Origin of the sequence: Rhodobacter ferrooxidans, from assembly GCF_000176015.1 — a bacterium.
In the GTDB taxonomy this organism is placed as follows: domain Bacteria; phylum Pseudomonadota; class Alphaproteobacteria; order Rhodobacterales; family Rhodobacteraceae; genus Pseudorhodobacter_B; species Pseudorhodobacter_B ferrooxidans.
In genome coordinates this window covers 1-22,652 of sequence record NZ_ACYY01000011.1, presented here as the reverse complement: position 1 = coordinate 22,652, position 22,652 = coordinate 1, and the positions used below count along the sequence as shown (strand labels likewise).

At 65.4% G+C, this 22,652-nt stretch carries 23 protein-coding genes; 17 read left to right on the top strand and 6 right to left on the bottom strand.

What is annotated here, in order from left to right; genetic code table 11:
• Positions 1-68: 68 nt before the first annotated feature.
• The 4 genes from RSW2DRAFT_RS09415 to RSW2DRAFT_RS17170 all read right to left on the bottom strand — a co-directional run bounded on the left by RSW2DRAFT_RS09415 (position 69) and on the right by RSW2DRAFT_RS17170 (position 6,023).
• Positions 69-2,255, bottom strand: a complete 2,187-nt coding sequence (locus RSW2DRAFT_RS09415) for an RNA degradosome polyphosphate kinase (protein WP_008030326.1) — start codon at positions 2,253-2,255, stop codon at positions 69-71.
• A gap of 18 nt (positions 2,256-2,273) precedes the next feature.
• Complete coding sequence (locus RSW2DRAFT_RS09410; protein WP_040671923.1) at positions 2,274-2,978, bottom strand: P-loop NTPase family protein; 705 nt, start codon at positions 2,976-2,978, stop codon at positions 2,274-2,276.
• The gene (locus tag RSW2DRAFT_RS09405; protein ID WP_008030321.1) at positions 2,975-4,069 is read right to left on the bottom strand and encodes an AI-2E family transporter; all 1,095 of its coding nucleotides are present in this window, start codon (positions 4,067-4,069) and stop codon (positions 2,975-2,977) included. Before RSW2DRAFT_RS09405 ends, RSW2DRAFT_RS09410 begins: the two co-directional genes overlap by 4 nt.
• Before the next feature lie 70 nt (positions 4,070-4,139).
• Positions 4,140-6,023: a pentapeptide repeat-containing protein gene (locus RSW2DRAFT_RS17170; protein WP_008030320.1), complete on the bottom strand. Its 1,884-nt coding sequence runs from the start codon at positions 6,021-6,023 to the stop codon at positions 4,140-4,142.
• A gap of 125 nt (positions 6,024-6,148) precedes the next feature.
• On the opposite strand from RSW2DRAFT_RS17170, the gene proS reads away from it, so the two are divergent.
• Entirely contained in the window at positions 6,149-7,486 is a 1,338-nt protein-coding gene (gene proS, locus RSW2DRAFT_RS09395; RefSeq protein WP_008030319.1) for a proline--tRNA ligase, read from the top strand.
• A gap of 135 nt (positions 7,487-7,621) precedes the next feature.
• On the opposite strand, the gene RSW2DRAFT_RS17165 is transcribed toward proS, so the two are convergent.
• Complete coding sequence (locus tag RSW2DRAFT_RS17165) at positions 7,622-7,876, bottom strand: MDR/zinc-dependent alcohol dehydrogenase-like family protein (protein WP_050786796.1); 255 nt, start codon at positions 7,874-7,876, stop codon at positions 7,622-7,624.
• The gene (locus tag RSW2DRAFT_RS17160; RefSeq protein WP_008030314.1) at positions 7,873-8,139 is read right to left on the bottom strand and encodes an alcohol dehydrogenase catalytic domain-containing protein; all 267 of its coding nucleotides are present in this window, start codon (positions 8,137-8,139) and stop codon (positions 7,873-7,875) included. Before RSW2DRAFT_RS17160 ends, RSW2DRAFT_RS17165 begins: the two co-directional genes overlap by 4 nt.
• A 155-nt stretch (positions 8,140-8,294) precedes the next feature.
• Between RSW2DRAFT_RS17160 and RSW2DRAFT_RS09385 the strand changes: the two genes are divergently transcribed.
• From RSW2DRAFT_RS09385 to RSW2DRAFT_RS09315, 16 genes are all read left to right on the top strand, one after another.
• Positions 8,295-9,578, top strand: coding sequence for a lipoprotein-releasing ABC transporter permease subunit (locus RSW2DRAFT_RS09385; protein ID WP_040671937.1), 1,284 nt, complete (start codon positions 8,295-8,297; stop codon positions 9,576-9,578).
• Complete coding sequence (locus RSW2DRAFT_RS09380) at positions 9,571-10,248, top strand: ABC transporter ATP-binding protein (protein WP_008030310.1); 678 nt, start codon at positions 9,571-9,573, stop codon at positions 10,246-10,248. The genes RSW2DRAFT_RS09385 and RSW2DRAFT_RS09380 overlap by 8 nt, the downstream gene beginning before the upstream one ends.
• Positions 10,249-10,317: 69 nt before the next feature.
• Positions 10,318-10,725 (top strand): cytochrome c family protein, encoded by a 408-nt coding sequence (locus RSW2DRAFT_RS09375; RefSeq protein ID WP_008030309.1) that lies wholly within the window; start codon positions 10,318-10,320, stop codon positions 10,723-10,725.
• Positions 10,726-10,852: 127 nt separating this feature from the next.
• Positions 10,853-11,587 carry a UMP kinase gene (pyrH, locus tag RSW2DRAFT_RS09370; protein WP_008030307.1) on the top strand — a complete coding sequence of 245 codons (735 nt, stop codon included), beginning with the start codon at positions 10,853-10,855 and terminating at the stop codon, positions 11,585-11,587.
• Positions 11,588-11,660: 73 nt separating this feature from the next.
• On the top strand, positions 11,661-12,227 hold the full coding sequence (gene frr / locus RSW2DRAFT_RS09365) for a ribosome recycling factor (RefSeq protein ID WP_008030306.1): 567 nt from the start codon (positions 11,661-11,663) through the stop codon (positions 12,225-12,227).
• 32 nt (positions 12,228-12,259) lie between these two features.
• Positions 12,260-13,003: a polyprenyl diphosphate synthase gene (gene uppS / locus RSW2DRAFT_RS09360; protein ID WP_040671935.1), complete on the top strand. Its 744-nt coding sequence runs from the start codon at positions 12,260-12,262 to the stop codon at positions 13,001-13,003.
• The gene (locus tag RSW2DRAFT_RS09355; RefSeq protein WP_008030302.1) at positions 13,003-13,803 is read left to right on the top strand and encodes a phosphatidate cytidylyltransferase; all 801 of its coding nucleotides are present in this window, start codon (positions 13,003-13,005) and stop codon (positions 13,801-13,803) included. The genes uppS and RSW2DRAFT_RS09355 overlap by 1 nt, the downstream gene beginning before the upstream one ends.
• 3 nt (positions 13,804-13,806) lie before the next feature.
• On the top strand, positions 13,807-14,985 hold the full coding sequence (dxr, locus tag RSW2DRAFT_RS09350; RefSeq protein WP_008030301.1) for a 1-deoxy-D-xylulose-5-phosphate reductoisomerase: 1,179 nt from the start codon (positions 13,807-13,809) through the stop codon (positions 14,983-14,985).
• Positions 14,986-15,014: 29 nt separating this feature from the next.
• Positions 15,015-16,355 (top strand): RIP metalloprotease RseP, encoded by a 1,341-nt coding sequence (gene rseP, locus RSW2DRAFT_RS09345; RefSeq protein WP_040671922.1) that lies wholly within the window; start codon positions 15,015-15,017, stop codon positions 16,353-16,355.
• Between the two features lie 83 nt (positions 16,356-16,438).
• Positions 16,439-16,576 (top strand): hypothetical protein, encoded by a 138-nt coding sequence (locus RSW2DRAFT_RS18290; RefSeq protein WP_008030298.1) that lies wholly within the window; start codon positions 16,439-16,441, stop codon positions 16,574-16,576.
• Positions 16,577-16,724: 148 nt separating this feature from the next.
• A complete protein-coding gene (gene bamA / locus RSW2DRAFT_RS09340; RefSeq protein ID WP_008030295.1) occupies positions 16,725-19,118 on the top strand; it encodes an outer membrane protein assembly factor BamA in 2,394 nt (797 codons plus the stop codon).
• Positions 19,118-19,939 (top strand): OmpH family outer membrane protein, encoded by an 822-nt coding sequence (locus RSW2DRAFT_RS18690; RefSeq protein WP_008030294.1) that lies wholly within the window; start codon positions 19,118-19,120, stop codon positions 19,937-19,939. The genes bamA and RSW2DRAFT_RS18690 overlap by 1 nt, the downstream gene beginning before the upstream one ends.
• A gap of 87 nt (positions 19,940-20,026) precedes the next feature.
• The gene (gene fabZ, locus RSW2DRAFT_RS09330; protein WP_008030292.1) at positions 20,027-20,494 is read left to right on the top strand and encodes a 3-hydroxyacyl-ACP dehydratase FabZ; all 468 of its coding nucleotides are present in this window, start codon (positions 20,027-20,029) and stop codon (positions 20,492-20,494) included.
• A 3-nt stretch (positions 20,495-20,497) separates the two neighbouring features.
• Complete coding sequence (gene lpxA / locus RSW2DRAFT_RS09325) at positions 20,498-21,280, top strand: acyl-ACP--UDP-N-acetylglucosamine O-acyltransferase (protein WP_040671932.1); 783 nt, start codon at positions 20,498-20,500, stop codon at positions 21,278-21,280.
• Positions 21,277-22,083: an LpxI family protein gene (locus RSW2DRAFT_RS09320; RefSeq protein WP_008030285.1), complete on the top strand. Its 807-nt coding sequence runs from the start codon at positions 21,277-21,279 to the stop codon at positions 22,081-22,083. The genes lpxA and RSW2DRAFT_RS09320 overlap by 4 nt, the downstream gene beginning before the upstream one ends.
• On the top strand, positions 22,080-22,652 hold a 573-nt coding region (locus RSW2DRAFT_RS09315), incomplete at its 3' end, for a lipid-A-disaccharide synthase (RefSeq protein ID WP_008030283.1). The genes RSW2DRAFT_RS09320 and RSW2DRAFT_RS09315, both read left to right, overlap by 4 nt.

Sequence of the window (22,652 nt, the reverse complement as noted above, 5' to 3'; positions counted from 1 at the left end):
AAGGTCCTCCGGTTATCACGGGTCGCCCGGACCATGCCGCCGGACAGCGCGGGGGTCAACGATTCCGCTTAAGTGGAGGGGGTGTTTTGCGGGTGGGCCAGCCGTGGCACATCCTTGGCACCCGCCGTGCCACGCCCCGAAAGCGACGGATTTTCCATGAAAAAGTTGTGGCACGAGAACAATTCGCCATCGCCGCAGGCCAGTTGCCGCTCGTAGCGCCCGTTGGGTTGCAGCACCCAGCTTTGCGCCTCGTCCGCCAGGTTGGCGGCCATGATCTGGCTGACGATCTGGTTCTTGACGGTGGGGTTGTGCGCCTCGACCAGGGTTTCCACCCGGCGGGTCAGGTTGCGGCCCATCCAGTCGGCCGAAGACAGGAACACCCGCGCCTGCGGCGACGGCAGGCCGTGGCCATTGCCGAAACAGACGATGCGGGAATGTTCCAGAAACCGCCCCACCACCGATTTCACCCGGATGTTTTCCGACAGGCCCTTGATGCCGGGACGCAGGCCGCAGATGCCGCGCACGATCAGGCTGATCTTCACACCATCGCCAGAGGCCGCGTAAAGCGCGTCGATCACGTCGGGTTCGATCAGGCTGTTGACCTTGATCCAGATCTCGCCGGGGCGTCCGGCGCGGGCATGGGCGGCCTCGGCGGCGATCAGTTCCAGCAGCCGCGATTTCAGGTTGATCGGGGCGATGGCCAGATTTTCCAGCCCCTCGGGCTGCACATAGCCCGACAGGTAGTTGAACACCTTGGTGGCATCACGCCCGAGCGCCGGGTCGCAGGTGAAAAAGCTGAGGTCGGTATAGATGCGGGCGGTGATCGGGTGGTAATTGCCGGTGCCGTAATGGGTGTAGGTCACCAGATTGTCGCCCTCGCGCCGCACCACGGTGCTGATCTTGGCGTGGGTCTTGTAGTGGATAAAGCCGTAAACCACATGCGCGCCAGACCGTTCCAGCCGGCGGCTTTGGCGGATGTTGGCGGCCTCGTCGAACCGGGCTTTCAACTCCACCAGGGCGGTGACGGATTTCCCGGCCTCGGCGGCTTCGCACAGCGCCGCCACCACCGGGCTGTCATGGCTGGTGCGGTAAAGCGTCTGCTTGATCGCCAGCACATGCGGGTCGCGCGCCGCCTGTTCCAGAAACCGGATCACCATGTCGAAGGTCTCATAGGGGTGATGCAGCAGCATGTCCTTCTGCTTGATGGCGGCGAACATGTCGCCGTCATTGTCCAGCACCCGTTCGGGCACGCGGGGCTGGAAGGGTGGCCACAGCAGATCGCCGCGGCTGCTGATCACCATCTCCTTCAGGTCGGAAATGCCCAGCAGGCCGCGCACCTGCACCACTTCTTCCTCGGTCACGCCGAGTTCTTCCATGATCAGGCTGCGCAATTCGTCCGGCGCGCCAGAGCTGATCTTCATGCGGATCACCTCGCCACGGCGGCGACGCTTCAGCGCGGTCTCGAATTCGCGCACCAGATCTTCGGCCTCGTCCTCGACCTCCAGATCGCTGTCGCGCAGCACTCGGAAGGTGCAATGGCCGCGGTCGGTATAGCCGGGGAACAGCATGTTCAGATGCAGCAGCAGCAGTTCTTCCAGCGGCAGGAACCGGTGCTCGCCGTGTTTCGCAGGCAGCGCCACAAAGCGGGCAATCTGCTGCGGGATCGGCAGCAGCGCCAGCAGCGGGCGGCGGTCGGTGATCCGCTCCAGTTCCAGCCCCAGGCAGAAGCCGGTGTTGGGGATGAACGGGAAGGGGTGCGCGGGGTCGATCGCCAGCGGCGACAGCACCGGGAACACCTTGTGCAGGAAATGCGCCTCCAGATGCTTGAGGTCGCTGGCGGTCAGCTTGGAGCGGGTCAGCAGGCTGATGCCGCGGCCTTCCATCTCGCGCTTCAGCTTCTTGAAGACGATCTGCTGCATTTTCATCAGCTTGCGGGCGTCTTCGTTGATCAGGTTCAACTGCTCCGCCGGGCTGCGGCCATCCTCGGAAGGCGCCGCATTGCCGTTGCGCACCAGCGCGCGCAGCCCCGCCACCCGCACGGTGTAGAACTCGTCGAGGTTGGTGGCCGAGATCGACAGGAACCGCAGCCGCTCCAGCAGCGGCACCGCGGGGTTCGAGGCCTCGTCCAGCACCCGCCAGTTGAAGGCCAGCCAGCTGAGCTCGCGGTTGAAAAAGCGGTGCGGGCCGGTGGTTTCGTGGGCGTCCAGTGCAACCGGATCGGGAAACGGGGCCTTGAGGAAATCTGCCTGGGTCATGCCTGCGGTTTTCGGTGATTATTGTGACGTTGGAATGACAGTATCCGCCGAGTCGTCGGGCCTGTCGATAACATCGGCGGCCAGTTGGCGGGTAATCGGCCGCCCCAGCGCCAATGCCCGGGCATCCAGCGCCGCCACCAGCGCCCGGGCGGCAGCGAAAGAGCGGTCCATCCGGCTGACCAGATACGGGATCAGGTTGGGCGGCACGCTGATCTGGCGGTCGGCAAACAGCTTGACCAGCAGCGCCGACAGCAGCGCGTCGTCGGGGGCATCCAGCCTGGTCAGCGGCGTGGCCTGCATCCGGCTGGCCAGATCGGGCAGGCCAAGGCCCCAGTCGCGCGGCGGGGTGGCGGCGGTCAACAGCAGTGGCATCCCCCGCTCGGCCGCCAGATTGTGCAGATGGAACAGGGCGGCTTCAGCGGCAGGGTTGCCTGCCACGCTTTCCGCATCCTCGACGCAGAGCGCGGTTTGCGCAAGCGCTGGCAGGTCGGCCCCGGCCAGTGCGCTGCCCGCGATCAGCCCAGCCCCGGCATCGCTGGCCCAGATATGCGCCAGATGCGTCTTGCCCGCCCCCGCAGGCCCCACCAGCAGCATCTTGCCCCCCGGCCAGTCGCGCCAGCCATCCAGCGCCGCCAAAGCCAGCGCATTGGCTGGCGAGACACAGAAATCCGCCCGCCCCAACGCCTCGGAGGTCGGCAGGTCAAAGGCCAACTGGCCGCTCACGCGGCGTCGCCGTCCTCGGGCGGCTTTTCGGCGGTTTTGCCGGCCAGCCCGGTGAACAGCAGGCTTTCCTGATATTGCGCCACCGCGAACCGCGCCAGCACGCCCAAGGAGGCCGCCACCGGCACCGCCACCAGCATGCCGACAAAGCCGAACAGGCTGCCAAAGGCCGACAGCGCGAACAGCAGCCATACCGGATGCAGCCCGATGGAGTTGCCGACAATGCGCGGCGTGATGACGTTGCCTTCCAGAAACTGCCCCAGCGCGAAGATGCCGCCGACGATGCCGATCGACACCCAGTCGCCCCAGAACTGGAACAGCGCGAGGCCAATGGCCAGCATCCCGCCGATCAGCGCCCCGACATAAGGAATGAAGGTGATGGCCCCGGCGATCACCCCCACCACCAGCCCGAATTGCAGCCCCGCCGCCATCAGCGCCACCGAATAGAACGTGCCCAGCGCCAGGCAGACGCTGAGCTGTCCGCGCACGAAGGCCGCCAGCACCCGGTCGATATCGCGGGCCAGTTGCCGCACCACCGGCGCGTGGTCGCGCGGCAGCACCGCGTCGATCCGCGCCACCATGCGGTCCCAGTCCAGCAGCAGATAGAACGCCACCACCGGCACCACCACGATGAACACCACCGCATTCACCACGCCCAGCGCCGAGCCGATCAGCGTGTTGGCCAGTTGCCCGCCCTGCGCCTTGATGGTGTCACCGATGGATTGCAGGGTCTGGCGGATGGTCGAGGTGCGGTCGTTCAATTCGGGGAAGCGCTCGGTCAGGAAGGCCTGCATCTTGCGCACGATGTCGGGGGCCGAATTGATCAACGCCGTCAACTGGTTGAACAGCGTCGGGATCACCGCCAGCACCAAGAGCACCACGATCAGCATCATCGCAATCGAGATCGTCGCCGTCGCCGCCACCCGGCTGAGGCCCAGCCGCTGCAACCGGTCGGCGATGGGGTCAAGGAAATACGCCACCGCCCCGCCCAGCACGAAGGGCAGGATCACCGAGCCCAGCACCCAGAGCAGCACGAAAAACACCAGAGCAGCGACGCCCCAGTATTTCAACTGATCCCGCACCGGCAAAGCCATGTTGAAACTCCATCTCACCCCGGTGTTGTGCCGCAGGCAGCGACCCGGGGCAAGCCCTGCTGGTTCAGGGTCAGGGTTGGGAAGCGGGTTCGGGGGGAGGGGTGTAGGCGGCGGGGTCGGATTGCCACTTTTGGTATTCGGTGTCGAAGCCGCCGAAGTCCAGTGCCTGCTGAGGCCAATGCGCTGGGCGGGTTAGGGGTGCGGGCAGGACTACTGAACCATCACCAAAGGTGGCGTTGATCTGATCTTGCGAAATCAGCACCGTGGAATAGTCCACCTCCCGAAATACGGCACCTGAGAGGGCAGCTTTCGAAAGCTTAGTGCGGGCATTCATCCGCGTCTGCCTTAGGTCTGCCCCATCCAACCGGGCCAACTCGAGAATCCCCCCCTCCAGTCGCGCCAGCCCGAGAAATGCCCCGTCCAGCCGCGCCCGCCTGAGGTCTGCCCCCTCCATATGCGCAAACCCGAGTTCTGCCTTTTCCAGCCGCGCCCACAGTAGTTGCGCTCCCTCCAATTTTGCCATCATAAGGTTTGCCCCCTCCATTCGTGCCAGCGGGAGTTTGGCCCCCTCCATCCGCGCCGACATGAGGTCGGCCCCTTCCAGCCGCACTTCTCTTAGGAATGCCCCATCCAGCGCGGCATAGACGAGAATTGCCCCCTCCATCCGCGCCTTTTCAAGGGTTGCTGCCTCCATCCGAACCTGTCCGAGGTCCGCACCCTCCATCCGCGCAGCGTTCAGTCGCACGCCGGAAAGAACATGTCCCGACAGGTCGGCGCCTTGCAAATTGGTATTGCGCAGATCAAGGCGATAGCCGCGATAAGTGGCTATCTTCACTTTCCAAGTATTCACTTCGGCAAGGTAGCGGTCAATTTGCGCTTGCGGGATAACGGCATCACCCCCCGTTTCGGGGGAAGTAGGGGTGGGGTCATCGAAAACCCACGCTGCCCCGGCTAAGGCGTCCTTGCCCCATCGAGCCTCGACCACCCGTTGATCGGCGCCACGCCGCCCGATCACATGCAAGGCAATGGCGATATCGGCGCGAGGCTTTGGCAGCGTTTCGGCCCATTTGCGAACAAGGCCAGTGCCGAGAGTGACATCTCCAAACCGCTTCTTGCGCTTCACCAGATGCGCAGCGCGTTCTTCCTCGGTCGGGTCGTCCATCAGCGGCTCCCACTCACCATACGGATGATCCTTTGCCCCACTCGCCGGGGCGTTCTCGCGGATGTAGGCGCAGAGGATTTCCATCACCCGCACATGGTCGCGGCCCTGATCGTGGCGCACTGAATCCTGAGCGATGCGTTCCAGCGACAGGATGCCGCCGATGCGGACCTCGATGTTGGGGACCGTTTCGGAGAACACCTTCCACTCGGCGTATTCTGTTCCTTTTTCGATAGTCCGGTCGTGGGTTAATGATTCCCGGTCAAGTTTCTGTAGTTGATCGACCCAATCGTCGTCATCGCCTTCTCGCTGCTCGAGTGGGCGTGCCTGCCGGGTGACGTTGCGCGCGATGTAGCTGACCACCTTTTCCGCGCCCAACTGCTCGACCGCCTTCGAGATGCGGTCGGTGATCTGGCCGTCCATCTCGGCGGTCAGGGTGCGGTGCTTGATCACTGTGGCCCAGATCACGAACGGCGCCCCCAGCAGCGCCGCGATCAGCGCCCCGGCGCCGAGGTTGGGGCCGGGGGTCGCGCCCTTTGGTTGTGGCACCGCGTTGCTAATGGTGTCGACCAGCACCAAGCCCGCAGCAACCAACGCGGCCACAAAGAACACGGCGATGACGATTCCGATGTAATCGACCACTCGGTCGGGTAGCTTGTCCCGCCACGCCTTCCGCTTGTCGCCAATAAACCCGGCGATCAGCGGCAAGGCCAGCAGCACCGCCAGCACAAGAAGGATAACGACCACAACGGTCTCGGTCGGCAAGGGCATGGCGGTCACTGCATCAGGGGTCATGGGTCACTCGTTCTTTGCCCCACCCTGCAACTTCGGCGGGAAGTTGGAAAGGGGGCCGCGCGCACCTTGCCCGGTACCGATGGACCCGCTAGTTACGGGGCCGAAACATCATCGAGGCCAATGCCATGCGTCTGACCCGCTATTTCCTGCCCGTCCTGAAGGAAAACCCCGCCGAGGCGCAGATCGTGTCGCATCGCTACATGCTGCGGGCGGGGATGATCAAGCAGCAGGCGGCGGGGATCTATTCCTGGCTGCCGCTGGGGTTCAAGGTGCTGCGGCGGATCGAGCAGATCGTGCACGAGGAACAGCAGCGCGCCGGGCACATCCCCCTGCTGATGCCGACGCTGCAACCCGCCGACCTGTGGCGCGAGTCCGGTCGATATGACGACTACGGCGAGGAAATGCTGCGCATCACCGACCGGCAGAAGCGCGAGCTGCTGTATGGTCCGACCAACGAGGAGATGATCACCGACATTTTCCGCAGCCATGTGACCAGCTACAAGGACCTGCCGCTGACGCTGTATCACATCCAGTGGAAGTTCCGCGACGAGATGCGGCCGCGCTTCGGGGTGATGCGGGGGCGCGAGTTCCTGATGAAGGACGGCTACAACTTCGATCTGACCAAGGAAGACGCGCTGCACGCCTACAACCGGCATCTGGTCAGCTATCTGCGCACCTATGAACGCATGGGGTTGCAGGCGATTCCGATGCGGGCGGATAGCGGGCCGATCGGCGGCGACGACACGCATGAGTTTCTGGTGCTGGCCGCCACCGGCGAGTCCGAGGTGTTCTATGACTCGGCGGTGACCGACATCCGGCTGGGGGCGCGCGAGATCGACTATGACGACAAGGCGCAATGCGCGGCGGTGATGCAGGAGTTCACCTCGCTCTATGCCCGCACCGACGAAACGCATGACGAAAGCCTGTTCAACGCGATCCCCGAGGAGCGCCGCCGCTCGGCCCGCGGCATCGAGGTCGGGCAGATCTTCTTCTTCGGCACCAAATATTCCGAGGCGATGGGGGCCACGGTGGTGACGCCGGATGGCTCCCGCGTGCCGGTGCAGATGGGCTCGCACGGCATCGGGGTTTCCCGCCTGCTGGGCGCGATCATCGAGGCCAGCCATGATGACAAGGGCATCATCTGGCCCGAAGGGGTGACGCCGTTCCATGTGGGCATCGTCAACCTCAAGCAGGGCGACAACGGCACCGACGCGGCCTGCGAGGCGATCTACAAGGCGCTGAAGGCCCGTGGGCTGGACCCGCTTTATGACGACCGCGACGAGCGGGCCGGGGCGAAGTTCGCCACCATGGACCTGATCGGGCTGCCCTGGCGGATCACCGTCGGGCCGCGCGGGCTGGCCAATGGCAAGGTGGAGCTGACCTCGCGGCGCAGCGGCGTGTCGGAGGAGATGAGCGCCGAAGACGCGGTGGCGCGGGTCGTCGAAATCTACGCCGGGGTCTAAGCGAAAAATCTTCAGAAGATTTTTCGCAAAATCCTTTTGAAGGATTTTGGCGCGGCTGATGCAGCCGGGCGGATTTCCGGGGTCTGAGCGCAAAAGTTTTCGAAAACTTTTGCAAAATCCTTCGAAGGATTTTGGTCACGCCCCCAGCAGCCGCCCCACCTGCACCGCGGCGGAACCCACCGTGCCGGAAGCGCCGTTGACCGGCAACCGCTCGCCCTGCGCCAGCCCGGCCTGACGGCGCAGGAAATCCAGCGCGGTCAGGCCACCGAACATCATGCAGCCTGCCTCGGCCATGGTCAGCGCGGCGGGTTTGGCGATGATCCGACCGGTTTCCGCGATGGCCAGCAGTTCGGCATGGCAGCCCATCTTGATGCCGGGAAACACGATCACCTGTTGGCCCAGCGCGAACCGGCTGGCCCCACCACCACGCCCGCACCTTCGCCCCCCAGCACAGGCTGGCGCGGGGCCGACCAGCCCATCGCCAGCGCCATGCCGCGCGGCACGTCCAGCGCCCGCATCCGCGCATCGCCGGAATTGACTGATGTCGCGTGCAATCGCACCAGCACTTCGCCCGCGGCGGGCACCGGGTCGGGACGTTCGACAATTCGGATATTCCCGCTGGTGCCATACTGCGTCAGGATCGCGGCTTGCATCCGGGCTTTCCTTGTAAGGGTTTCGGTCCTTGCAACGGCGTCGGGCAGACGTGGGTCCTCACCGGCCCGTGTTCAAGACGCAGCACCCCTGCCACGTGGCCTTGACCTTCCCGGCGCGGAACCGCAGAGTCGCGGGCAAAACGAAAGAGCAGCCCTTGGCCAATACCCCGCCCTTTGCCGGTTTCGAATGGATGATCGCCTGGCGCTATCTGCGCGCCCGCCGCGCCGAGGGTGGCGTGTCGGTGATGACCTGGATCAGCCTTGTCGGCATCACTCTTGCGGTGTTCGCGCTGATCGCCACCCTGTCGGTGCGGGCCGGGTTCCGGGCAGAGTTTGTCGATACCATTCTGGGCGCCAACGCCCATGTCACGGTCTATTCCGCGGCAAGGGTCGATGACGCGGGCGTCACCCAGCGCGGCTTTGCCGACTTTGATGCCGTGGCCGCCAGGGTGCGCGAAATTCCCGGTGTCACCCGGGCCGCCCCGATCATCAAGGGGCAGGTTATGGCCACCGCCAATGGCGTCAATCTGGGGGTCGAGGTTTACGGCATGCGGCTCGAGGATGTGAAAACCATCCCGCGGGTCGGCATTGGCGCCGATGCCTACGGCGATCTGGGCAACTATGACCACGGCATCGCCATAGGCTCGGGCATTGCCCGCGAACTGGGGCTGATGGTGGGCGACAAGCTGCGGCTGATCTCTCCCAACGGGGTGAAGACCGCCTTTGGCACCTCGCCGCGGGTCAACGCCTACGAGGTGGTCTATGTCTTCACCGCCGGGCGCTATGACATCGACCGCACCCGCATCTACATGCCGCTGGCCGAGGCGCAGAGCTATTTCAACCGTGAAGGCATGGCCGACGAGATCGAGGTGATGCTGACCGACCCCGAGGCGGCCGACAGCTATGCCCCGGCGCTGATGGCGGCGGGCGGGGCAGGGGCGCTGCTGTGGACCTGGCGCGACAGTGCGGGGTCGTTCCTGCGCGCACTCAGCATCGAGGACAACGTGATGTTCATCATCCTGTCGATCCTGGTGCTGATTGCCGCGATGAACATCATCTCGGGGCTGATCATGCTGGTGAAGAACAAGGGCCGCGACATCGGCATCCTGCGCACCATGGGGCTGACCGAGGGCTCGATCCTGCGGGTGTTCTTCATCTGCGGCGCATCCACGGGGCTGATCGGCACGCTGTGCGGCGTGGTGCTGGGCTGCCTGTTCGCCATCTACATCGACCCGATCTTTTCCTTCGTGAACTACGTCGCGGGCGGCGGGGTCTGGGATCCGTCGATCCGCGGCATCTACAATCTTCCCGCCAAGCTGATGCCGGGCGATGTATTCTCGGCGGTGGCGCTGTCGCTGGGGCTGTCGTTCATCGTGACGCTGTTCCCGGCGCGGCGGGCGGCGCGGATGAACCCGGTCGAGGCGTTGCGCTATGAATAGCCCGATGCTGGATCTTGCGGGGATCGAGAAGACCTACAACCGCGGCCAGCCGAGCGAGGTGACGGTGTTGCGTGGCGCCACGCTGTCGGTGGGGCGTGGCGAGGTGGTGGCGCTGGTGGCGCCTTCGGGGGCGGGCAAATCGACGCTGCTGCATATCGCCGGGCTGCTGGATACGCCAGATGCCGGCAGCGTGGCGCTGGGCGGGGTGAATATGGTCGGCCTTGGCGACCGTGCCCGCACCGAGGCGCGGCGGGCCGATGTGGGCTTCATCTACCAGTTCCACCACCTGCTGCCCGAGTTCAGCGCGCTGGAAAACATCGTGCTGCCGCAACTGGCCAATGGCTCCAGTGCCAGCGTGGCAAAGGCGCGCGCCATGGACCTGCTGGCGCGTGTCGGCATCAGTGACCGGGCCGAGCATCGCCCGGCGGCCCTTTCGGGTGGCGAGCAGCAGCGGGTGGCGTTCTGTCGGGCGCTGGCCAACCGCCCGCGGCTGCTGCTGGCCGACGAGCCGACCGGCAACCTTGACCCCGCCACCTCGGATCAGGTGTTTGCCGCCCTGATGGATCTGGTGCGCGAAACCGGGCTTTCGGCGCTGATCGTCACCCACAACATGGAACTGGCCGCAAGGATGGACCGGGTGGTGCGGCTGGCGGCAGGGCGCGTCGTCTGATCCTTGCGCTGCGTCATTGCGCGGCGCATTGCGGCGTGGTTTGCTGAGTTCAACTTTAAGGAGGCTGCCATGCGTCCGATTTATCCGCTTATCGCCCTTGCCCTGACCGGCGCGCTGGCCGCCTGCGTGCTGCCCGGCACCAAACCGCCGCTGCCGACCGGGGCCGAGGATTTCGTGGCCTATTGTGCCGCCTGCCATGGCACAACCGGTGTGGGCGATGGCGAGGTGGCGGCGACCATGCCCAAACCCCCCGCCAACCTGACCCGGATTGCCGCCCGCAATGGTGGCCAATTCCCGATGGCGCGGGTGATGAGCAAGATCTGGGGCTATGCGCAGAAGGACGGCGTGGTGATGCCGCAGTTCAGCCCGCTGCTCGATTCCGACCTCGTGCTGTTCGATTCCGGTGACGGCATCCAGACGCCGACGCCGCTGCGGCTGGTGCAACTGGCCGAACACCTCAAGACCCTGCAGAAATAGCCCGTCGCGGCCGCCCCGCCGAAAATGCGGCAACAGACCCAAGCTTCCCCGTTGAACCTGCCCGCGTTTTGCGACATTTTGCGGCGCAGCAGATAAAACACGCAAAATCCAGAAGCGGGAGCTTTCCATGACCAGCAGCGCCACCCCCACGGCCGTGACCTATACCCGCGTCATGCTGAAAATCTCGGGCGAGGCGCTGATGGGCGATCAGGGCTACGGGCTGCACCCGCCCACCGTGCAGCGCATCGCGGAAGAAGTGAAATCGGTGCATGATCTGGGGGTCGAGATCTGCATGGTGATCGGCGGTGGCAACATCTTCCGCGGGCTGCAAGGCTCGGCGCAGGGGATGGAGCGCACCACCGCCGACTATATGGGGATGCTGGCCACGGTGATGAACGCCCTTGCCATGCAGGCGGCGCTGGAGAGCCTTGGGGTGTTTACCCGGGTGATCTCTGCCATCCCGATGGATCAGGTCTGCGAGCCCTACATCCGCCGCCGCGCCGTGCGCCACCTGGAGAAAAAGCGGGTGTGCATCTTTGCCGCAGGCACCGGCAACCCCTATTTCACCACCGACACGGCGGCCACCCTGCGCGCCAACGAGATGGCCTGTCAGGCGATCTTCAAGGGCACCAAGGTGGATGGGGTTTACGACAAAGACCCCAAGAAACACCCCGATGCCAAGCGTTATGACACCGTAAGCTATGACGAAGTGCTGCAAAAGCATCTGGGCGTGATGGATGCCAGCGCCATCGCTCTGGCCCGCGACAACGATCTGCCGATCATCGTCTTCAGCCTGGACGAGCCCGGCGGCTTCCGCGGCATCCTGCGCGGCGAGGGCACCTATACCCGGGTTCACGGCTGACACCCTATGCACACCCGCGGGCTTGCTGCTATAGAGCGGCAAAACACCCGTGCCGAAATGATGAGGACCACCCATGTCGCACGATGAACTTTCGATCGACCTTGACGCGATCCAGCGCCGGATGGACGGCGCCCTGCACGCGCTGCGCACCGAATTCGGGTCTTTGCGCACCGGCCGCGCCTCGGCCTCGATCCTGGAGCCGATCCATGTCGACGCCTACGGTCAGATGACCCCGATCAACCAGCTTGGCACCGTCAACGTCCCCGAGCCGCGGATGGTGGTGATCAACGTCTGGGACAAGGCGATGGTGCAAAAGGTCGAACGCGCGATCCGCGACAGCGGCATCGGCATCAACCCGGTGGTGGACGGCCCGCTGATCCGCCTGCCGATCCCCGAACTGAACGAGGAACGCCGCGCGCAACTGAGCAAGGTCGCGGCGCATTATGCCGAAACCGCCCGCGTCGCCATCCGCAATGTGCGGCGCGACGGCATGGACCAGATCAAGAAGGCCAAGGCCGCCGGCATGGCCGAGGACGACCAGAAGATGTGGTCGGAAGAAGTGCAGGATTTGACTGATAAGGCGATTGCCAACGTCGATCGCACTCTGGAATTGAAGCAGCAGGAAATCATGCAGGTCTAGGCTGCGCGCAGCCGGTGCTAAAGGGGCAGGAATTGGCCGCCAAGGATAACCGCACTTCCGGACAGCCCCAAAGGGTGGCGGATCATGTCGCCATCATCATGGATGGCAACGGCCGCTGGGCCACCGAACGCGGCTGGCCGCGGCTGGTGGGTCACCGCAAGGGGGCCGAGCGCGTCAAGCAGATCGTGCGCTGCGCCCCCGATCTGGGGATCAGCTGGCTGACGCTTTACGCCTTTTCCACCGAGAACTGGAAACGCTCGACCGAGGAAGTGCTGGGCCTGATGTCGATCTTCGCGCGCTACATCGAGCGCGAGGCCGACCGGCTGGCCGCCGAAGGCGTGCGGATGCGCTTCATCGGTGACCGCAGCCGGCTGGACCCCAAGTTGCGCAGCCTGATGGCGGGCATCGAGACCCGCACCGCGCCGCTGAAGCGGCTGAACCTGACCATCGCCATCAACTACGGCGGGCGCGACGAGTTGGTGCGGGCGGCGGCGCGTCTGGCGCTTGATGTGGCGGCAGGCCGGTTGCACCCCGACGATGTGGACGAGGCCGAACTGACCGCCCGGCTGGACACCGCAGGCATCCCCGACCCCGATCTGGTGATCCGCACCTCCGGCGAGACCCGGACCTCGAATTTCCTGCCCTGGCAGGCGGCCTATGCCGAATACGAATTCACCCAGACCATGTGGCCGGATTTCCTGCCCGCCGAACTGGCGCGCATCGTCGGCAGTTTTGGTCAGCGCGAGCGGCGTTTCGGCGCGGCGCAGGGCGCATGATGGACCCCGCACCAAATCGCTGGGCGGATTTGCGGCCCCGGGTGATCTCGGCCACCCTGATGGTTGCGGTGGGGGCGGCAGCGCTTTGGCAGGGCGGGCTGGCGTTTCAGGCGCTGGTGGTGGCCATTGCGGCGCTGATGATCTGGGAACTGGCGCGGATGACCCGGCCCTTGCAGGTGCCGGATGTGTCGGTGCCGCTGGCGGCCTTGGCAGCGCTGTGTCTGGCGCTGGTGTTCTATTACGGCATGGGGTTGGCGGCACTGGTGTTTCTGGCGGCACCGTCGCTGGTGGGAGCCGGGTCCGGGCGGCGCGATCAGGCGGTCTATGTGGTCTATGCCTTTGTGGTGATGCTGACCGGCTATGGGCTGGTGACGCTGCACCACGACCATGGCCTTGCCATCATCCTGTGGCTGCTGCTGGTGGTGGTGGCGTCCGACCTTGCGGGCTATTTCGCCGGGCGCATCCTTGGCGGGCCGAAGTTCTGGCCGCGCATCAGCCCGAAGAAAACCTGGTCGGGCACCGCTGCCGGATGGCTTTGCGCCGTGGTGGTGGGGCTGGGCTTCGTGCTGGCGGGGCAGGGCGGCTGGGGCCTTTTGTGGCTGTCGCCGCTGGTGGCCTTTGCCGGGCAGATGGGCGATATCGGTGAAAGCTGGATCAAGCGGCGGGCCGGGGTCAAGGACAGCTCGAACCTGATCCCCGGCCATGGCGGCTTCATGGACCGGTTCGACGCGCTGGCGGGCGCGGTGGTGGCGGTATTGGCGGCATCCCTGCTGCTGGTGCTGCCGATAGGGGGACAATAACGCATGCGGCGGATTTCGGTTTTCGGGGCCACCGGCTCGATCGGTGAGTCGACCTTTGATCTTTTGCTGCGGCAGGGTGGGCCGGAGGCCTTTCACACCGTGGCGCTGACCGGCGGGCGCAATGTGGCGCGGCTGGCCGAGATGGCGCGGGCCTTGCGCGCCGATCTGGCGGTGACGGCCTATGAAGACTGCCTGCCCGCGCTGCGCGAGGCCTTGGCGGGCAGCGGCGTGGCTGTGGCCGCAGGCCCGCAGGCGATTGCCGAGGCTGCCGACCGGCCTGCCGACTGGGTGATGTCGGCCATCGTCGGGGCGGCGGGGCTGGTGCCGGGGATGCGGGCCCTCGCCCATGGCACGACGCTGGCCTTGGCCAACAAGGAAAGTCTGGTGACGGCGGGGCCGCTGCTGATGGCCACTGCCGCCAGGCATGGCGCCAGCATCGTGCCGGTGGACAGCGAACATTCGGCGGTGTTTCAGGCGCTTGCGGGCGAGGAACGCAGCGCGGTCGAACGGGTGATCATCACCGCCTCGGGGGGGCCGTTCCGCGACTGGAATGCCCAGCAGATCGCCGCCGCGACGCTGGCGCAGGCGGTGGCGCATCCCAACTGGTCGATGGGGCAGCGGATTTCCATCGACTCGGCGTCGATGTTCAACAAGGCGCTGGAACTGATCGAGGCGCGCGAGTTCTTCGGCTTTGAGCCTTCACAGATCGAGGTGCTGGTGCATCCGCAATCCATCGTGCATGCCATGGTCGGGTTTTGCGACGGCGGCATCATGGCGCATCTGGGGCCGGCCGACATGCGCCACGCCATCGGCTATGCGCTGAACTGGCCCCGGCGTGGCGAGGTGCCGGTGCAGCGGATTGATCTGGCGAAAATCGGCAGCCTGACCTTCCGGGCGCCGGATGAGACGCTGTTCCCCGCTCTGCGGCTGTCGCGCGAGGTGATGGAGCTGCGCGGCATGGCGGGGGCCGCCTTCAATGCCGCCAAGGAAGTGGCGCTGGACCACTTCATCGCGGGCACAATCGGCTTTTGCGACATGGCGGTGGTGGTTGAGGACACGCTTGACCGACTTTTGCACCGCAATTGCCTTGGAAATGCCCCGACAGCCCTTGAGGATGTGCTCGAAACCGACCATCTGGCAAGGACAGAGGCTGCGGCCTCGGTGCAGGCCCGGCGGGCCTGAAGCCTGACGCAAAGAAAAAGGGTGAGCAGTTGGATATTATCGGCCTGGTCCCGAGTTTTGGCGGAATGGCATGGACCATCATCGCCTTTATCGTCGCAATTCTGGTGATCGTGGCGGTGCATGAATACGGCCATTACATCGTCGGTCGCTGGTCCGGCATCCATGCCGAGGTGTTTTCCATCGGTTTTGGCCCGGTGATCTGGTCACGCATCGACAAGCGCGGCACCCGTTGGCAACTGGCGGCGCTGCCGTTCGGCGGCTATGTGCGGTTTCTGGGCGATTCCAGTGCGGCCTCGGGCAAGGACGGCGCGCTGATCAGCCAGCTTTCGCCCGAGGAACGCCGCCACACCATGCATGGCGCGCCGCTCTGGGCGCGGGCGGCGACGGTGGCGGCGGGGCCGGCCTTCAACTTCATCTTCGCCATTCTGGTGTTTGCCGGGTTCTTTCTGGCCTACGGCGTCGCCACCGACCGGCCGGTGGTCGGGGCGCTGAAACCGATGCCCGAGGCCACGCAAAGCCTGCAACCGGGCGATCTGATCCTGGCGGTGGACGGGCAGGCGACGCCTGACCTTGAAACCTATGTCGCGGTGGGAGAAAAGCTGCCGCATCAGGCCAGCTTTGACTATCGCATCGAGCGGGCGGGCGTCGAGACGACGCTGACCGGGCCGCACCCGTTCCCGCCGATTGCCGATGCGGTGCAACCGCGCTCGGCGGCGATGGAGGCGGGCATCAAGGTCGGTGATGTGGTGACAACGGTGGATGGCACGCCGGTGGTGGCGTTCCAGCAGTTGCGCGACATGGTGGGGGAATCGGGCGGCAAGACCCTGCATCTGCAGATCTGGCGCGATGGCACCACAATCGAGGCCGACCTGACGCCACGCCGCGCCGACCTGCCGCTGGAGGCGGGCGGTTTCGAGACGCGCTGGCTGATCGGCCTGTCGGGCGGCGGCGGCATGTTCACCCCCGAGATCAGAACCCCCGGCCCGTGGGAGACCCTGACACTGGCCGTCGATCGGGTGTGGTATATCGTCAAGGTGTCGCTGGCCTCGATCTGGAGCATGATCACCGGCGCCATCAGCTCGTGCAACATGGCCGGCCCGATCGGCATGGCCGAAGCGATGGGCGATGCGGCGCGCGGCGGGCTGGAGATGTTCGTGCAGACGCTGGCGATGTTCTCGCTTGGCATCGGGTTGATGAACCTCTTTCCGATTCCGGTGCTGGATGGCGGTCATCTGGTGTTCCACGTCTGGGAAGCCGTCACCGGCAAGCCGCCGTCCGATGGCGCCATGCGCATCCTGATGACCACTGGTCTGGTGCTGTTGCTGCTGCTGATGGTGTTCGCGGTCACGAACGATCTGTTCTGCCCCTGAGAACAACCAGCCAGGCAGTGCCAAACTGCTGCCACATTCGCCCGCTATACCGAAGAAAGTGTTAAAATCGGGCGGGTGTGGTCATGCAGACAATGGTGAACGGATATCGCGGCTTGTCGCTGCTGGTGGGGCTGAACTGGGACTGGCTGTTCAGTGCTGGAACCATCGTTGTCGGCCTGCTGGCCGGGGCGTTCCTCGGCTCGGTTCTGGTGACCTACTGAGGCTTGGCCTGGGCCCGGATTTCCAATGTATCCACAAGCCCTTGCGGGGATTTTTGCACCGCATCGCAAATGTTGCTTTTCTGCCTTTTGACAAGGCCTGCCATTCCCGGTAGTCAGATTGCTGACAGGTATTTGACGGGGCGGCGAGATGGATCAGGCGACAGGCGCGCATTTGGCGCAAGGCGGATCGGGAAACACGCTGCTGCGTGCCACCGCATTGTCGTTTTTTCTTGCGACTTCGGCGCTTTGCGGCCCGATGCTCACGCGGGCTGAAGCCCAGAGTTACAGCTTTTCGCAGGTCACGGTTGAAGGCAACCAGCGGGTCGATGCGCCATCGATTCTGGGCTTTGCCGGAATCGGTCGCGGTCAGACGGTCACTGCGGGCGAGTTGAACGACGCCTATCAGCGCATCGTGAACTCTGGCCTGTTCGAAGAAGTGGCAATCTCGCCACAGGGCGGCACGCTTTTGATCCGGGTCAAGGAATACCCGATGATCAACATCGTGAACTTCGAGGGCAACAAGAAGCTGAAGGACGAGGTGCTGGCCGATATTGCCAAGTCGCAGTCGCGCCGCGCCTATTCGCCGTCGCAGGCCGAGGCCGATGCCGCCGCCATCACCGAAGCCTATCGCCAGTCCGGTCGGCTGGCCGTCACCGTCGATCCGCGCATCATCCGCCGCAGCGACAACCGGGTCGATCTGGTGTTCGAGGTGACCGAAGGCCGTGTGGTCGAGATCGAGCGGCTGTCCTTCGTCGGCAACCGGGCGTTCTCGGACCGGCGTCTGCGGCAGGTGCTGGAAACCAAGCAGGCCGGTCTGTTCCGCCAGTTGGTGCAGCGCGACACCCTGGTGCCCGAGCGGCTGGACACCGACAAGCAGGTGCTGCGCGATTTCTACCTGTCACGCGGCTATATCGACATGCAGGTGCTGGACGCCAGCGCCGAAACCGTGCGCGAGCGCGATGCGCAATTCGTGACCTTCACCGTGCAGGAAGGCCAGAAGTTCAGCTTTGGCAAGATTTCGGCGGTCAGCGAGGTTGAAGGCGTCGATATCGCGGAATTTCAGGCGCTGCTGAAGATCCGGCCCGGGGTCACCTATTCGCCGGCCATCATCGAAAACAACATCGCCCGGCTGGAAGCGCTGGCGCTGCGCAAGGGGCTGAATTTCGTTCGCATCGACCCGCGTGTCACCCGCAACGAGCGCGACATGACGTTGGATATCGAATTTGCCCTGACGCGCGGCGAGAAGATCTTTGTCGAGCGCATCGACATCGAAGGCAACACCACCACGCTGGATCAGGTGGTGCGGCGGCAATTCCGCACGGTCGAAGGCGACCCCTTCAACCCGCGCGAGATCCGCCAATCGGCCGAGCGCATCCGGGCGCTGGGGTTCTTTGACAACGCCTCGGTCGAGGCGCAACCGGGTAGCGGCCCCGATCAGGTGGTCGTCAAGGTCGGCGTCGAGGAAAAGCCCACCGGCTCGCTCAGCTTCGGTGCGACCTATGGCGTGGCGGCCGGTTTTGGCGCCACCGCCAGCCTGTCGGAAAGCAACTTCCTCGGGCGCGGGCAATACGTCAGCGTCAGTTTTTCCACTGGCACGGCCGACGTGAACTCGTCGGTCACCTTCATCGAACCGGCCTTCCTGGGGCGGGATCTGAAGTTCAAGTTCAACGCCTTCTATACCCGGACGTCGAACCAATACGCGCTGTATGACACCCAGTTGATCGGCATCAGCCCGGCGATCGAATTCCCCGTCAGCCAGAATGGCACGCTGGAACTGCGCTATTCGCTGCGTCAGGACCAGATCCGCAATGTGGAACGGGTGACCGCCGACGACCCGACCACACCGGAAAACGAAGCCAGCAACGGGTCGTCCGAGATCCTTTGGGCCGAAGAAGACATGGGCAAGCCGATTGCCAGCGCGTTTGGCTATACCTATTCCTTCGACAGCCGCAAATCCGGTCTCAATCCCAAGGGCGGCTATCTGCTGCGGTTCAGCCAGGATTTTGCAGGTGCCGGCGGTGATGTGCGTTCGATGACCACCACGGCGTTGGCCATGGCCGAAACCAAGGTCTATCATGATGACATCACCTTGCGGGCGATCTTCGAAGGCGGTGCCGTGAACACCTTCAACGGCGGCAGCAGCCGGGTAACCAACCGGTTCTTCGGCACCGGCAAGATCCGTGGATTCGAGCCGAACGGCCTGGGCCCACGCGACCTGCTGGCGGACAACGAAGATGCGCTGGGCGGCAATTACTTTGCCGTCGCCCGTTTCGAGGCCGATTTCCCGCTGGGATTGCCCGAGGAATACAATATCCGGGGCGGTTTGTTCGCGGATATCGGCTCGGTCTGGGGGCTGGACAACGTGGCAGGCTCGGGCGGTGGCACGGTGGACGATTCGATGCAGTTGCGGTCGGCGATCGGTGCCTCGTTGTTCTGGGAAACCCCGATCGGGCCGCTGCGGTTCAACTTCTCGAAGGCGCTGCAAAAGGAATCCTATGACCAGGAGCAGAACTTCGATCTGACGATCTCGACCAAGTTCTGATGCGGTTGCGGCGGGCAGACAGCCTCTGGCTTGCCTTGGTGCTGGCAGGTTTGCTGTCGCAAGCGGCCGTGGCGCAGGATGCGCCAAGGCCGGTCAGTCCGGTGCTGACCCTGACGCAAGACCGGCTGTTTGCCGAAAGTCTGTTTGGCAAGGCGGTGCAGGCGCGGGCCGATGCGCTGATCAAGGAGTTGCAGGCCGAGAACCGCCAGATCGAGGCCGATCTGGAGGCGGAGGAGCAGGCCCTGACCGCGCGCCGCCCCAGTCTGGCGCCGGATGACTTCCGGCCGCTGGCCGATGCCTTCGATCGCAAGGTGGAAGGCATCCGATCGGCACAGGACGCCAAGGCGCGCGACCTGACCCGCAAGACCGAGGAAGAGCGCAAGCGGTTTTTCGAAACCGCCGTGCCGGTGCTGGCGGCGCTGATGACCGAACAGGGTGCGGTGGCCATTCTCGACAAGACCGCCATCGTGCTGTCGTTCGACCGGATCGACATCACCGATGCCGCAATTGCCCGCATCGACGCGGTGCTGGGCGATGGCACAAAACCGCGGGTCCCGGCGCCTGTTCTGGTGCCGACGCCGGTGATGCCTGCGCCAGTGCCTGAACCTGACCCGACACCTGCGGCGACCCCGTCCGTCGAGCAGACCGTAGAACCGACCGCCAACGTCGCGCCGACCCCAGCGCCAACGCCCGCGCCGACCCCAGCGCCGCCCCCCGCGCCGGAACCGACACCGCTCCCGGTGCCTGCCGCGACCCCCTCGCCTCTGGCACCGGTGGAGCCGCTGCTGCGGCCGGCGCCACGGCCCGCCCGCAGGCCCTGAACCGCCCCGACGCTTGTCGGCAGCCGCCCAAGTTGCTAGTCAGGGCCAAAGCCGGGGTCGCATGCCCGGCTGTGGGAGAATTTCCGGATGACCGACCAGACCACCCCGCTGATCCAAGCCGATCTGCACCTGATCATGCGGATCATTCCGCACCGCTATCCGTTCCTGCTGGTGGACAAGGTGCGCGACATCGAACCCGGCAAGGGCGGCGTCGGCATCAAGAACGTCACCTTCAACGAGCCGCAGTTCCAGGGCCATTTTCCCGGCAACCCGGTGTTCCCCGGCGTGCAGATCATCGAGGCGCTGGCGCAGACTGCCGCGGTGGTGGCGGGGGTGTCGATGAACCTCGCTGATCGCAACATGCTGGTGTATTTCATGGCGATCGACGGCGCAAAGTTCCGCCGCAAGGTGGTGCCGGGCGATGTGCTGGAGCTGCATGTCAGCGTCAAGCGCGGCGGCGGCAAGGTGTGGAAATTCGACGCCCGCGCCACGGTCGAGGGCGAGTTGGCCGCCGAATGTGAATTTACCGCAATGATGGACCTTCCGAAGGCATAGATGATGAGCGAAATTCATCCTTCGGCGCTGGTGGAGCCCGGTGCGGTGATCGGGGACGGTTGCAAGATCGGCGCCTTCGCGGTGATCGGCCCCGAGGTGACGCTGGCCGCCGGGGTGGTGGTGAAAAGCCATGCCATCGTCACCGGCTGGACCGAGGTCGGGACCGGCACGGTGATCTTCCCCTTCGCCTGCGTTGGCGAGGTGCCGCAGGATCTGAAATACCGGGGCGAGCGCACGCGGCTGATCATCGGCGCCCGTTGCCGCATCCGCGAGGGCGCCACGCTGAACATCGGCACCGAGGGTGGCGGCGGCGTGACCCGGGTGGGGGATGACTGTCTTCTGATGACCGGCGCCCATGTCGGCCATGATGCCACCCTGGGCAACCGGGTGATCCTGGCCAATCAGGTGGCCATCGCCGGGCATTGCCAGATCGGTGACGACGTGATCATCGGCGGGCTGTCCGGCATCCACCAGTTCGTGCGGATCGGCCATGGGGCGATCATCGGTGCCGTCACCATGGTGACCAATGACGTTATGCCGCATGGGTTGGTGCAGGCGCCGCGCGGCGAGCTGGACGGGCTGAACCTGGTCGGCTTGAAGCGGCGTGGCGTTGGCCGGGCCGAGATCACCGCGTTGCGTGCCGCCTATCAGGCGCTGGCGCAGGGCGAGGGCAGCTTTCTGGACCGCGCCCGCAAGCTGGCCGAGGAAAGCGACAGCCCGATGGTGCGCGAGATGACCGATTTCATCCTTGCCGCCTCGGACCGCTCGTTCCTGACGCCGAAATGACCGGGCGGCTGGCGATCATAGCCGGGCGCGGCTTGCTGCCTGCGGCCCTGGTGGCGGCGCTGGACGAGGCGCCGCTGGTGGCCTCGCTGGACGGTTTCCTGCCCGAGGGGCTGGAGCCGGACCTGGTGTTCCGGCTGGAGCGTCTGGTGCCGTTGCTGCGGCATCTGGAAGACAGCGGTGTGACGCGGGTGGTGTTTGCCGGAGCCGTGCAGCGGCCAAGGCTGGACCCGGCGCTGTTCGATGCGGCGACGGCGCAGATGGTGCCGCGGCTGCTGGGCGCGATGCAGGGCGGCGATGATGCAGCACTTCGGGCGGTGGTCGGGGTGTTCGAGGAGGCCGGGTTTCAGGTGCTGGGGGCCGCGGATATCGCCCCCGCTCTGGTGCCGGGGGCCGGGGTGATCTGCGGTCAGCCCACGCCTGCCGACGAACGCGATGCCGCACGGGCGGCGCAGATCGTGGCGGCTCTGGGCGCGGTGGACGTGGGGCAGGGCGCCGTGGTGGCGCAGGGCCTGTGTCTGGCGGTGGAAAGCCTGCCCGGCACCGATGCCATGCTGGAGTTTGTGGCGGCCACCGCGCAGCGGCCCAACCCGGCTGCGGCCAAGGGCCTGCTTTACAAGGCCCCGAAGCCCGGTCAGGATTTGCGCATCGACCTGCCGACGCTGGGCGTGCAGACCGTGCAAAAGGCGGCGGCGGCGGGGCTGGCGGGGATCGTCTGGCAGGCGGGCGGCGTCATCGTGCTGCAACCCGCAGCAATGCAGGCCGCTGCCGAAGCGGCGGGGCTTTTTCTGTGGGCGCGGCCATGAAATTCTTTCTGATCGCAGGCGAGCCGTCCGGGGACCGCTTGGGGGCGGCGCTGATGGCCGGGCTGAAGGCGCTGTCACCGGGGGTGCAATTTGCCGGGGTCGGTGGCCCCGCGATGCAGGCCGAGGGGCTGCAAAGCCTGTTCCCGATGCAGGAATTGTCGGTGATGGGCATCGCCGAGGTGCTGCCCAAATATTTCGCACTGAAACGCCGGATCAGCCAGGCGGCCAAGGCGGCGCTGGATTATGGCCCGGCGGCACTGATCACCATCGACAGCCCGGATTTCTGCCTGCGGGTGGCGGCGCTGGTCAAGCGCGGCAACCCGCGGCTGCGCACCATGCACTATGTCGCGCCCTCGGTCTGGGCCTGGCGGCCCGGGCGGGCGCTGAAGATGGGCCGGGTGATCAACCACGTGCTGGCGCTGTTGCCGTTCGAGCCGCCCTACATGACCGCCGCGGGGATGACCTGCGATTTCGTCGGGCATCCGGTGGTGGCTGAACCGCTGGCCTCGCGCTCGGCCTCGCGGGCGCTGCGCCTGGGCACCGGGCCGGTGATCCTGATGCTGCCCGGC

What these genes read in the sequence shown, in the direction of transcription:
- RSW2DRAFT_RS09415 (WP_008030326.1), bottom strand. Translation starts at nt 2,255, where the DNA reads ATGACCCAGGCAGATTTCCTCAAGGCCCCGTTTCCCGATCCGGTTGCA.
- RSW2DRAFT_RS09405 (WP_008030321.1), bottom strand. Translation starts at nt 4,069, where the DNA reads ATGGCTTTGCCGGTGCGGGATCAGTTGAAATACTGGGGCGTCGCTGCT.
- RSW2DRAFT_RS17170 (WP_008030320.1), bottom strand. Translation starts at nt 6,023, where the DNA reads ATGACCCCTGATGCAGTGACCGCCATGCCCTTGCCGACCGAGACCGTT.
- proS (WP_008030319.1), top strand. Translation starts at nt 6,149, where the DNA reads ATGCGTCTGACCCGCTATTTCCTGCCCGTCCTGAAGGAAAACCCCGCC.
- RSW2DRAFT_RS17160 (WP_008030314.1), bottom strand. Translation starts at nt 8,139, where the DNA reads ATGCAAGCCGCGATCCTGACGCAGTATGGCACCAGCGGGAATATCCGA.
- RSW2DRAFT_RS09380 (WP_008030310.1), top strand. Translation starts at nt 9,571, where the DNA reads ATGAATAGCCCGATGCTGGATCTTGCGGGGATCGAGAAGACCTACAAC.
- RSW2DRAFT_RS09375 (WP_008030309.1), top strand. Translation starts at nt 10,318, where the DNA reads ATGCGTCCGATTTATCCGCTTATCGCCCTTGCCCTGACCGGCGCGCTG.
- pyrH (WP_008030307.1), top strand. Translation starts at nt 10,853, where the DNA reads ATGACCAGCAGCGCCACCCCCACGGCCGTGACCTATACCCGCGTCATG.
- frr (WP_008030306.1), top strand. Translation starts at nt 11,661, where the DNA reads ATGTCGCACGATGAACTTTCGATCGACCTTGACGCGATCCAGCGCCGG.
- RSW2DRAFT_RS09355 (WP_008030302.1), top strand. Translation starts at nt 13,003, where the DNA reads ATGGACCCCGCACCAAATCGCTGGGCGGATTTGCGGCCCCGGGTGATC.
- dxr (WP_008030301.1), top strand. Translation starts at nt 13,807, where the DNA reads ATGCGGCGGATTTCGGTTTTCGGGGCCACCGGCTCGATCGGTGAGTCG.
- RSW2DRAFT_RS18290 (WP_008030298.1), top strand. Translation starts at nt 16,439, where the DNA reads ATGCAGACAATGGTGAACGGATATCGCGGCTTGTCGCTGCTGGTGGGG.
- bamA (WP_008030295.1), top strand. Translation starts at nt 16,725, where the DNA reads ATGGATCAGGCGACAGGCGCGCATTTGGCGCAAGGCGGATCGGGAAAC.
- RSW2DRAFT_RS18690 (WP_008030294.1), top strand. Translation starts at nt 19,118, where the DNA reads ATGCGGTTGCGGCGGGCAGACAGCCTCTGGCTTGCCTTGGTGCTGGCA.
- fabZ (WP_008030292.1), top strand. Translation starts at nt 20,027, where the DNA reads ATGACCGACCAGACCACCCCGCTGATCCAAGCCGATCTGCACCTGATC.
- lpxA (WP_040671932.1), top strand. Translation starts at nt 20,498, where the DNA reads ATGAGCGAAATTCATCCTTCGGCGCTGGTGGAGCCCGGTGCGGTGATC.
- RSW2DRAFT_RS09320 (WP_008030285.1), top strand. Translation starts at nt 21,277, where the DNA reads ATGACCGGGCGGCTGGCGATCATAGCCGGGCGCGGCTTGCTGCCTGCG.